Source organism: Williamsia sp. Y721 (genome assembly GCF_059683565.1).
Genome location: NZ_JCASNH010000001.1, coordinates 733,441 through 746,274, shown reverse-complemented (window position 1 = coordinate 746,274; position 12,834 = coordinate 733,441). Strand labels below are relative to the sequence as shown.

At 67.7% G+C, this 12,834-nt stretch carries 1 protein-coding gene (only partly in view); it reads right to left on the bottom strand.

All coding sequences use genetic code 11. The features are described from left to right. Window positions 1-12,834 carry the start of a non-ribosomal peptide synthase/polyketide synthase gene (locus AC56PL_RS03145; protein ID WP_497152993.1) on the bottom strand. 21,159 nt of this gene lie to the left of the window's left edge, so the window shows 12,834 of its 33,993 coding nt (coding positions 1-12,834); it begins with the start codon at window positions 12,832-12,834; the stop codon falls past the left edge of the window.

Here is a 12,834-nt window from a genome sequence, read left to right as displayed (position 1 = left end):
GATGAGTACGTCGTCGTCTGCGACCATGCCTTGCAGGATCCGCAGGAGCCGATCTGCCAAGGCCTGCGCGGTCGACGGATCGAAGATGTCCGTGGCGTAACCGAGGAAGCCGGCCAGTCCGGCGGCCGCTCCGCTCTCGCCCCACTGTTCGGTGAGTTCGAACGACAGGTCGAACTTGCTGAATGCGGTGTCCACCGCACCCGGGGTCACCTCGAGTCCTTCGAGTTCGAACGTGGGCCGGGCGTTGTTGTTCAACCCGAACACGACCTGGATCAGCGGCGTGTGTGCCGTTGATCGACTCACCGTCAGGGCATCGACGATCTGCTCGAACGGAACGTCACTGTGGTCGAACGCGTCCAGGTCGCGGGCCCGGACGTCGGACAGGAAGTCGCCGACCGACCGGTCCAGGGGGACATCGGTTCGCAGGACCAGGGTGTTGACGAACATCCCGACCACCGGATCGAGTTCTACGGCGCCGCGTCCACCGACGGGGGTTCCGAGGGCGACATCCTGGTCAGCTCCGCTGCGGGCCAGCAGAATTGCCACGGCGGCATGCAGGACCATGAAGCTCGACAGTCCGCGGGCCCCGGCCAGAGCCACCACCTGCTGATGCAGGTCGGCGGGCACGTAGAACAGGTGGCTGCCGCCCACATCACTGCGCACATTCGACCTCGGACGGTCGGTGGGCAGACCGATCACCTCGGGCATACCGGCCAATTGTGTTCGCCAGTAGTCCAGTTGAGCCGCTGCCGCACCACCGGGGTCATCGGTGGCGCCGAAGTTCTCCTGCTGCCAGATCGCGAAGTCGGTGTACTGCACCGCAAGTGGTGCCCACCCGGGCGCCCGGCCCTGGCTGCGGGCCTCGTAGGCGGTCAGCAGGTCCGACGCCATCGGACGCATCGACAATCCGTCCGACGCGATGTGATGGACAACGATCACGAGCAGGTGCTGTTCGCGGGTGTCGCCACCGGTGTTGTCGGTGTCGGCAGCGTTGTCGGCGTTGTTCCCGGCTTCCGGTTCGATGCGCCACAGGGCCGAACGGAACGGCACCGTTGTCGTGACATCGAAACCGATGCGGGCGAATGTCTGGAGGCGTTCCCACACCTGGTCCCGTGCGATCACATCGAGGCGGAAAGGCGGTAGGGCATCCATCACCGGAACCACGACCTGCTCGGGTCCGTTCGGCCCCTGCGGGTAGACAGTCCTCATCACGTGCTGACGATCGACCAGATCGACCAACGCCTCACTCAGCGCCTCGACGTCGAGTTCCCCGGTGAGCAGGAGCGTCATCGGGATGTTGTAGGCACCGGACTCCGGGTCATACCGATTGATGAACCAAAGCCGCTGCTGTGCGAGCGAGAGCGGTATCCGCTCCGGTGCAGGGCCTTCGGGCTTGGAGAAGCGGGTGACCGCATGCCCGGGCCTGCCGGTCCCGTCGGTACGGCGCAGCTCCACGAGCGCGGCGAGTTCGGCCGGGGTCACCGCATCGAAGACATCGCGCAGTCCGATGGCGGTTCCGAGGGCATCGGTGAGCCGGTTCGCCAGTCGGGCGGCGCTCAGGGAGTTGCCACCCTGTTCGAAGAACGATGCGGTGGCACTGACCCGATCGACGCCGACGGTATCGGCGAAGACCCCCGCGATGATCTCTTCGAGCGGTGTCCGGGGAGCCACGAACGATTCGCCGGTGTCCTGCCCGAATTCTGGGGCGGGCAACGCCTTTCGGTCGACCTTCCCGTTCGGGTTGAGCGGCAGCGAATCCATGACCACGAGAGCTTCGGGAACCATGTAGTCCGGAAGCACCTTGGCCAGTTCGGCGCGGACCGATGCGACGTCGAGTCCCGGATCAGCGGCCAGGTGGGCCGCGAGTCGACGGTCCGAGGACTCGCCGTGTGCCGACACCACGGCCTGGCGGATACCCGCCAGAGTCGTCAGCGCGGATTCGATCTCACCGAGTTCGATCCGCAGACCGCGGACCTTGACCTGGAAGTCGCTACGCCCGATGAACATCGCGTCGCCGCCGGGCAGGCGTCGCACCAGGTCTCCGGTGCGGTACATTCGGGCGCCGGGCGCGCCTGCGGGATCGGCCACGAATCGGGCAGCGGTGATACCGGGCATCCGGCCGTAACCGCGGGCAAGCGCGACACCTCCGATGTAGAGCTCCCCCACCACACCGATGGGTACCGGACGCAGGCGTTGATCCAGGATCTTGTGGGTCACGTTGGGGATGGTGTGCCCCAGCGTGATCGGGCCGATGTCACGGGTCTCGCCCTCGGCGTTGACCGCGTGATCGGACAGTGGCACCCACCGCGCCGCCGTGGTTGCCGCGGCCTCGGTGGGCCCGTACATGGAGAGCATCGCGGTGTCGGTCCCGAGCAGGGTGCGATAGGCGCGCGGCATCAGGGCCTCGCCGCCGGTCGCGACCGTGTCGAGCGTGGTCAGTACGTTCCCCGCGTCGAGCTCGGTGAGCAGCTCCAGCGCGCTCGGCGCGACGTTGAGCAGGGAGATGTCCTCGGATCCGATGATGCCGAGGATCTCTTCGGGGTCAAAGCCTTCGGTGACCAGTCGGATCACACCGCCGACGCGCAACGCGGTCCAGATGTTCTTCTGGGTCAAGTCGAAACGCGGTGACGACGCGATGATGACGGTGTCGCCGTCGGAGAACCGGAGCTGATCGCGATACCAGCCCCACATGTTCAGCAGCCCGCCTGCCGGCACCAGGGTCGGCTTCGGACGTCCGGTCGACCCGGACGTGGTGATCACGTAGGCCAGCCGCAGATCGGCGCCGGGTTCGGCCCAGCGGTCGGCATGGCCGGCGGCGTCGAGCCTGCCGAGTGCGGCATCGGTGTCGGTGTCGCCCAGTTCGATCAGGTGCGCCCCGGCAGCGACGATCCCGGCACGGAGATCCTCGGTGAGGACATCGTGGCTCGCGACAACCACGCGCGTACCGGCATCGGCGACGATCGATGACGCCCGCTCCGCCGGTGCAGCCGGATCCAGCGGAAGATACGCCGCACCCGCTTTCCATGCGGCGAGCATCCCGATCACCCAGTGCGCCGACCGTGCGGTGAGCAATCCGACCACGTCGTCGGGTCCGATACCCCGCGAGATCAGTTCGGTGGCAAGTTGATTGGCCGACCGGTCGAGCTGACGGCGGGTCAGCGACGCCTCCGGGCTCCGGACCGCCGGGGCGTCCGGGTTCTCCCGCACGCGCGCATCCCAGTCGGTGAGCGGGGTTGCGGTTGCTGCCACGGCAGCGGTGGTCGCCGGCGATGACGCAGGGGTACTGCGGTAGCCGGAGAGGTCACGGTCACCGAGCAGACGGGCGGCGTCGGCGATGACGTTGTCGAGGGCGACAGCGAAGCCGTCCGGGATCGCCACGATGGTGGGAACCAGGCTGGTGAGCACCACCGACGCGATGGCATCGGCATCCATGCCGCGCTCGCCGAGCGGACCCGACAGCGCGCCGAAGCGGTCACTGAAGTCGCGGTAGGTGATCTGGATGCCGTCGGCGTCGAGCGCCACCGCATCGGGATCGATGTCGACCGCGGCGGCGAGGAGCGCGGCGAGGTCCGCGGCGCTGTATGCCGGGGTCGCCGCGATCGCGGGTTCGGAGTCCTGCGCCACGAGCTCGTCCTCGAGATGTTCGGCTGCGGTGAGGATGTCGATGTCCCCGACCACAGCGGTCGGGTCCGCGGCGACCGCACGCGCCAGGATCGCGAAACGTTCGGCGATGGCCGCCACGGTCTCGCGCTCGAAAATATCTGTGGCGTAGGTGATCCGGCCACGCAGATCATGACGACCGTCGACGTCGGTCGTGTCGTCGATGGTGAACGTGAGGTCGAACTTGGCGCCCTGGATCATCCCGTCGACAACGGCCACGCGCAGTCCGGGCAGGTCGATCGAGGCGCTCTCATTGTTCTCGAACGACAGCAACACCTGGAACAGCGGAGAATGGGACTGCTGCCTGCGCGGCACGAGCGCCCCGACGACGCTCTCGAACGGGATGTCGTCGTTGGCGAAGGCGTCGAGATCGGCCACTCGCACCCGGGTGAGCACATCGTCGAAACGATCGGCGGGATCGATTGCGGAACGCAGCACAACGGTGTTGACGAACATGCCGACCAGATCGTCGAGAGCGACGTGGTCGCGTCCACCGACCGGCGTGCCGACGGTGATGTCTGATGAACCCGACAGCCGCGCAAGCAGAGTCGCGACGATCGCGTGAACCACCATGAACACCGAGGCCTGCCGGCGCTGCGCGTAGGCGTCCAGTGCGGCCACCACATCGCCGGAGATCACCAACGGCACCGATGCACCCTGCATCGTCCGCCGGGCCGGGCGCGGCCGGTCCAGTGGCAGGTCGACGACCTCGGGCACACCCGACAGTGCGGCGCGCCAGAAGTCGAGTTGGCGGGCGGCGAGGGATGCCGGATCGTCCGGTGAGCCGAGCACCTGCCGCTGCCAGTGCGCGTAATCGGTGTACTGCACCGGAAGCGGCGCCCAGGTGAGTTGCGGATCGCTCCCGGTGGTCCGGGCCGCGTAGGCGGTCACCAGATCACGGGCCAGCGGGGCCATCGAGGCGCCGTCGGCCACGATGTGGTGGACGACCACGATCAGCAGGTGTTCACCGCCGGCGCGCAGCAACCGGGCCCGAACCGGGGCCGCTTCGGTGACATCGAAACCGGAGGCGGCGAAATCTGCCGCAGCGGAGAGCATCTGACCCTCGTCGGCGACGTCCACCGGGTCGAGATCGACCTGGACATCGTCCGCGGACAACACCCGCTGGTACGGGCCGTGGGCGGTGTCCGGGAACACCGAGCGCAGCGTGTGCTGGCGTTCGAGAACGTCTGCGATCGCGGCCGCCAAGGCCTCGACATCAAGGGCGCCGGACAGTCGTAGAGGCAGCACGATGTTGTATGCCGGGGACTGCGGATCAAGACGATTGAGCAACCACATGGCCTGCTGGGCAAGCGACAGCGGTGGCCGCTCCCCCGCCTCGCCTGCCACGAGTTCGGGCAGGTCGGTCTCGCTCGGCGTGGTGTCGAGGCATCTGGCCAGCGTTTCGACGGTCGGGTTCTCGAAGATCTCGCGCACCGCCACGCGGCGACCGACGAGCGCGCTGATGCGGGCCGCCGCCTTGGTGGCCACCAGCGAGTTGCCGCCGAGATCGAAGAACGAGTCACTCACGCCGATCGACGACAGTCCGAGGACCTCCGCCAACACGGCGGCCAGCATCCGCTCGGTCTCCGTCGACGGCGCCGCACCGGCCGAGGCCAGCGCCGCCAGGTCCGGTTCGGGCAGCGCGGATCGGTCGAGTTTGCCTGCCCGGGTCAGCGGGATCTCGGCCAGGAAGACGATGGCGGCGGGCACCATGTGCGAGGGCAGTCGCTCTCCGACAAAGTCTCGAACAGCCTTGGTGTCCAACGGCTTCGACGCCAGCACATGCGCCACCAAAGTGGTGACACCCGAGGGCATCCGGGCGCCGGAGGTGACCGCGAAGTCGATGTCGGGGTGCGCGGCCAATGCGGCGTCGACCTCCCCGAGTTCGATGCGGAAGCCGCGGACCTTGACCTGGAAGTCGCTGCGTCCGACGTACTTCACCTCGAGGTCACGGGATTCGGTGCGGACCCACCGCACCACGTCACCGGTGCGGTACATGCGGGCACCGGGTGCTCCATGCGGATCGGCGATGAAGCGTTCGGCGGTCAGCGCGGCGCGCTTGTGATAGCCGCGGGCCACTGCAGGCCCGCTCAGGAACAACTCACCGTCGACGCCCACCGGGACCGGCTGCAGACGGCGGTCGAGGATCAGCGACGTGAGCCCACGCACCGGTGAGCCGATCGTGATCTCACCGGCAGGGTCCATCGGTCCGGCGATGCTCGCGACAATCGTTGTCTCGGTGGGTCCGTAGGCGTTGAACAGGCGTCGACCCGGGGCCCAGCGCGCGACCAGCTCGGGTGGGCAGGCCTCACCGCCGACGACAACGGATTCGAGGCGCTCCAGCCCCGCGGGGTCGACCGAGGCCAGCGCGGCCGGAGTGATGAAGGCGTGGGTGACGCCGTATTCGACGAGGAAATCGTGTAGTTCGTCGCCGCCGTAGATCTCTGTCGGCGCGATCACCATCACCGACCCGTGGGCCAGCGCCAGCAACAACTCCAGCACGGAGGCATCGAAGCTCGGTGAGGCGAAGTGCAGCGTGCGTGAATTCTCGGTCAGCACAAAGCGATCTGACTGTTCACCCATGATGCTCGCCAGGCCGCCGTGGGTGACGATCACGCCCTTGGGGACCCCGGTGGTGCCGGAGGTGTAGATCATGTAGGCCGGGTTGGTGATCCGGATCGGGGCTGTGCGGTCGGCGTCGGTGACCGGTGCGGCCGATTCCCGCGAGATCGCGGTGGCGGTCTCTTCGGTATCGAGTTCGAGCCAGTCGATCGTCTCCGGTCGCGCCGATCGCCACCTCGACGTCGAAAGTCCGTAGGCCGCACCCGAATCGGCGAGCATGTGTTCGATGCGCTCGGCCGGGTACTGCATGTCGACGGGCAGATAGCCGGCGCCGGTCTTCGCCACCGCCCACAGCCCCACCAGGAAGTCGATCGAGCGGCCCATCCCGAGCGCCACGATCTGATCGGGTCCGATGCCACGGGAGATCATGATCCGCGCCAGCGCATTCGACCGTGCGTCGAGTTCGCGGTAGGTGATCGAGCCGGTCGGCGACACGGCGGCGTCGCGATCGCCGCCCGCGGCGGCCGCGGCGGCGAGCAGTTCGGGGAGCGTGTCGAAGGCGGTCTCGCCGGACCCGTTCCGGCCGAGCAGTTCAGTGCGCTCCGGCGCGGACAGGACCTCGACCTGACCCACCCGAACCGAGGGATCCGCGGCGATCTCACCCAGCACCCGCAGGAACATCTGCAGGATCTGCTCGGCCTGATCCCGATCGACGGTCGCCGGCAGGTATTTCGCCGAGAGTCGCAGTCCCGGTTCGGTGGTCGCGATCAGCGTCAAGGGGTAGTGGGTGGCGTCGAGGATGTCGGCGTCGGCGACAGCCATCCCGTCGATCGCGGCGGCGGCGGCGAGCGCGCTGCGATCGAAGGGGTATGACTCGTACACCATCATCGTGTCGAACAGCGCGTCGGCATCGGTGGTCGCGGTGATCTCCGCGAGGCCGATGGTGTGGTGGTCGAGCAGTTCGGTCTGCTCGTGGGCGACCCGGGTGATCAGCCCGTCGAGATCTGCGTTGTTGTCCAGGCGCACCCGCACCGGCAGCGTGTTGATGAACAGCCCGAGCATCGACTCGATGCCGGCAACCTGCGGCGGCCGGCCCGACACCGTGGTCCCGAAGATGACGTCGTCGCGACCGGTCAACCGCGCCAACACGATTCCCCAGGCCGTTTGCAGAACGGTGTTGAGGGTGGTGCCGGCGCCCCGGACGTACTCGGTCAACCCGCGCGAGACGTCGTCGGCGACATCGACGTCGACCACATGCGGCACCTGGCCGGCACTGTGGGCGGTGGCCGCCGGAAAGAGCGTGGTCGGTTCGGTCACGCCGGCCAGCGCGGCGGTCCATGCGGACAGCGCCGCGTCGGTCGACTGCGACCGCAACCAGGTCAGATAGTTCCGGTAGGGAGCGGCCGGGCGCAGGGCATTCGCATTGCCGCCGGCACGGTAGATCTCGAGTAGGTCACCCATGAAGATCGGCATGGACCAGCCGTCGAGCAGGATGTGGTGATTGGTCACCACGAAGCGGTACGACGTGGCGCCGCGCCTGATCATCGTGAACCGGATCAGCGGCGCAGCGTCCATCTCGAACGGGGCGATCCGTTCCTGATGGGTCAGCTCCGCGACACGTGTCTCGCGATCGCTCTCGTCGACCTCGGACAGGTCGTGCTCGCCCCAGGGTGCGTCCACGTGTGAGGCGACCACAGCCAGGGCCGTGCCCTCGCTGTCGGTGACAAATGCGCTGCGCAGGTTGGGATGTCGGTCGATCAGCGCCTGGGCGCTGCGCCTCATCCGATCGGGATCGACACCGGTCAGATCGAGCACCATCTGCGCGGCGTAGACATCCATCCCGCCTGCGGCGAGCTCGGCATGGAACAGCAGCCCCTCCTGCAGGGGTGTCAGCGGCCACACGTCGACGATGTCGTCGAACCGTTGCTCGAGCTCGTCGACCTGCGGCTGCTGCAGGTCCACCAAAGCCAGATCGGATGGGGTCCACCCACCGGCCCCGGGCGACGACGCGTGCAGCGCAATCGATTCCAGCGCCCGGGTCCACAGTTCTGCGAAGCGGTCCACCGAGGCGTCGTCGAGCAGCGCGGCGGGATATTCGATCGTGGCCGAGAACTGCGGGCCGGCCTCCGATTCGGTGACCATCGCGTTGATGTCCAGCGCGGTCCGAACCGGCACCGCGGTGCCCCGGGTCCCCCGCAGGGCACTCTCGCCGTCCGGGATCCAGGGACCCGACATCCCGGTACCCGACAGCCGGCCCAGGTAGTTGAAACCGATCGCGGGTTCGGCGAACTGCGACAGTTCGGCAGCGCCTGCCTCGTTCAGATACCGCAGCAGGCCATAACCGACACCGCGCCGGGGCACCGCGGCGAGCTGTTCCTTGATCGACTTGACCAGATCACCCGCGGCGACGCCACCGGCCATCGCATCCTCGACATCGATGCCGGTGGTGCGCAGGAGTACCGGATAGGCGGTCGTGAACCAGCCGGCGGTCCGGGAGAGGTCGGATCCGGCGAGCAGTTCTTCCTCACGGCCATGCGCTTCGAGTGCCACGACGATCGACTGTCCGAGCGGTCCGGTGCCGTTGGGCTCCATCTGGGCTTCTCCGCGTTCACCCAGCCAGGTGCTCGCGGCCAGCGACAGCGCCGCGAGGAGCCCGTCGTTCACACCACCATGGAAGGCCTGCGGAACCCGCGTCAGCAGGGCGTCGGTGAGCGCGGGCGAGATCGTGAACTCCCGGCGCCGCAGGGTCCCAACCAGATCGCGGGCGGGATCGACCCGCAACGTCTGATTGTCGATCGCAGAGAGCACCGAACGCCAGTGGCCGAGTTCGCCGGTGAGCTCGGGCTGCGCGGCCAGTTCGGTCAGGTTGTGAGCCCAGCGGCGCATCGAGGTGCCGGTCGGTGCGAGCACCACCTCATCGCCTGCGGCGGCCGCCGACCAGGCAATGGCCAGGTCCGGCAACAGGATTCGCCAGGTGACACCGTCGACCGCGAGATGATGGAGCACGATCAGCAGACGCCGACCGAGCTCGGGAGCCCAGTCGCCGGTCACCACCGTCACCGACATGATCGACCCCGTGGCCGGATCGAGCGCCTCGGTGGCATCGAGCGCAGCGGCGGCAACGGCCTCGTCGAACTCCGCCGTCCCGGGCGCCGGGTTCACCGTGATCTCCGATACCGCAACAGCTTTGGCGTCGGAGGTGGGATCGATGACGTGGTGCAGGCGTCCCGAATCGTCACTGAACAGGCGCGATCGCAAGATGTCGTGGTGGGCCACCACGGCGGCAAGCGTGCGGTTCAGGGTGTCGACAGAGAAGGGCTCGGGGGCCGGGACCACCACCGACTGGGAGAATGCTCGTGCGTTCTCGGGCTCGGCGGCCATCCACCGCATGATCGGCGTCAGCGCCACCTCGCCCACTGCCCCACCGGGCAGTTCGTGGACAACGGCTGCCGAACCCTCGTCCCTGGCGACCATGGCCAGCGCGCCGATGGTGTTGTGCTCGAACACCTCTCGCGACGAGAAGTGCAGACCGATCGCCCGGGCGCGGGAGACGAGCTGAATGGACATGATGCTGTCGCCACCGAGACCGAAGAACGAGTCGTCGAGTCCGACCTCCGGATGTCCGAGCAGGTCGCCGACGAGTCCGGCGATGGCCTTTTCGGCGTCCGTTGCCGGAGCCCGGAATGCGGTGGTGCGTACCGTGAAGTCAGGTGCAGGCAACGCCTTGCGATCGATCTTGCCGCTGGGCCCCAGTGGCATCTGCGGGAGTTCGACGAACGCGTCGGGCAGCATGTAGTCGGGAACCATCGCCGCGACGGTGTTGGTCAAGGCGGCGGTGTCGATCGACGATTGCCCGGCGGCACCGACCACGTAGACCACCAGGCGCTGACCGTGTTCGCTCTCGTGGACCGTCACCACTGCCTCGCGGACCGTCACGTCGGACAGCACCGCGGATTCGATCTCCCCGAGTTCGATGCGAAGCCCGCGGACCTTGACCTGGAAATCGCTGCGTCCCTGGTACTCCAGCGCCCCGTCGGCCGACCAGCGAACCAGATCACCGGTGCGGTACATCCGGGTTCCGGCAGATCCGAAGACGGCAGGCACATATCGTTCCGCGGTCAGATCGGCGCGGCCGAGGTAGCCGCGGGTGAGCTGCTCACCCGAGAGATAGAGCTCGCCGACAGCGCCCACGACACACGGCCGCAGTTGCCGGTCGAGGACCCAGACCTGGCAGTTCCACACCGGACGTCCGATCGGGACACCGCGATCGACATCCGGGCCGACCGGCGCGGATGTGGCGTGAACGGTGAATTCGGTCGGGCCATAGAGGTTTTCGATCTGGACGCCGGGTAGCTCGCGACTCGCCCGGCGGGCCAGCCGCTCGCCGAAGGCCTCACCGGCCACCAGCAGCAGACGCAGGGCGGCAGGGTCGATGGGCCCGTTCTCGCCAAGGAAGAGCTGCAGCATCGAGGGTACAAATGAGGTCGCGGTGACGTGCTCCGACGTGATCACGTCGAGCAGGTACTGCGGATCCAGGTGTCCGTCGGGCCGGGCGATGACCACCCGGGCGCCCACGGTGGGTGCGAACAGCTCCCACACCGAGACGTCGAACGTCGTCGGTGTCTTCTGCAGGACAACGTCGTCGGGTCCGATCCCGTAGTGCCCGGCCAGCCATGCCATCTGGTTGACCACGGCGCGATGCGGAACCGCAACGCCCTTGGGTTTGCCCGTCGAGCCGGAGGTGAACAGCACGTAGGCCAGAGAGTCCGGACGCAACCGGCGCTCTTCGTCGGTCAGCGGCGCATCCGGGTAACCGGCGAGATCGATCTGTTCGAGTTCGACGGGCTCGACACCGGTGTCCGCGACCACGGCGCGATCGGCGCCGGCGACCACAACACAGATCGGCGCAGCGGTCTGCAGGACGTCGGTCGTCCGGCTCCGCGGATGGTCCGGATCGATGGGTACGTAGGCACCACCGGCCTTGAGGACCGCGTACACGGTCGCCACGAGCTCGAGGCCGCGGCGCAGGGCCACCCCGACGCGGACGTCGGGTCCCACTCCGGCGGCGATGAAATGTCGTGCGAGCCGGTTTGTCCAGGCGTCGAACTCGGCGAAGGTCATCCGGCGGGACCCGTCGACGAAGGCCGTCGCATCCGGGGTCCGCTCGACCTGGCGGCGCCACATCGCGATCAGGTCGGTCGCATCGACCGCGTTGTCGGTGTCATTCGGAGCCACCGTCGTTGCCGCGATCTCGGCGGATGAGCCCAGGGTGAGCGATCCGACCGGCGTTCCAGGGGCGGCCTGCAGCAGGCGGCCGAGGAAGTCGGTGAAGCGCTCATGGTGCCGGATGAGGTCGGCGTCGGAGTAGGACTGCGGGTTCGCCTCGAAGTCCACTCGCAGGTTCGAACCCGACACACCCGGATAGAGGTTCATCGAGAGGTCCTCGACGGGACCGGTGGTGAGTACGTGCAGATGTCCGACGACATCGCCGAGTTCCAGGATCGGATGGAACATCATCAGGTTGATGGACGGGCCGAACAGGCCACGCCTGCCGGTGCCCTGCCCGATGTCGCGGCGGATGTCCTCGTGCCGGTAGAGCTGCCGCCGCAGTGCGCCGGTCAGCTCGGTCTGCACGTCCGCGACGAGCTCTTCGATTGTCGTGGCGGGTGCCACCGTCAGGCGCAGCGGGACGATGTTGGAGACCATGCCGCCCGCACGGCGGAGTTTGGCGGTGTTGCGGCCCGAGACGGGCAGGCTCAGGACGACGTCTTCACTGTCGGTCATCCGGGCCAGGTAGGCGGCAAAGGCGGCGATCACCGTCGGTGCGGTGCTGCCTCCGGACTGCGCGGCCGCCTCGTCGAGCTTTGTGGCGATGTCGTCGGGAAGGGTGGCCGAGGCCAGTTGCGAATAGGCGCCGGGGGCAGCGCGGTGCGCGGACAGGGACAGCGGGCCGGGCAGGTCGGCCGTGCGCTCTGACCAATAGTCGCGATCCTTGACGAAGCGATCCGAGTCCCGGTACTTGCGTTCGTCCGCGACGATGTCGGGCAGTGCGGCGCCCTTGGACGGCGCCGACTCGCGTCCGGCCACCAGTGCCGAGTAGACCTCGGCGATCCGGGTGACCGTGGCCATCGCACCGAATCCGTCGAGGGCGATGTGGTGGGTACGGACGTACCAGAAGTGGTGGTCGTCGCCGAGCCGCAGCAGGGCACTGACCGTGAGTCGATCGGCCAGCACGTCGACGGGTCGGCGATATTCCTCACGCATCCATCGTTGTGCGGCGGCGTGCGGATCCGGTTCCCCGGACAGGTCGACGAACTCGATGCTGTCGTCGATCGACTCATCGACGAACTGGAGCGGTAGCGCGTCGGTCTCGACCAGGCTCAGATAGGCCGAGCCCATCTCGCGTCCGGCCACCTGCGAGGCCCTGGTCAGCAGGTCCGCATCGATGCGCCCGACCAATTCGACATACTGGGCAATATTGATCGGAATCGTACCCAGGGATTGCTGAGCGAAATAGATTCCGCGTTGCGCGGCCGAAAGCTCGAATGTTGCGTCACCGGACATATTTACTTGTTCGTCGGAGCGGCCAGCACTCAAAAGCTCTCGCTCCAA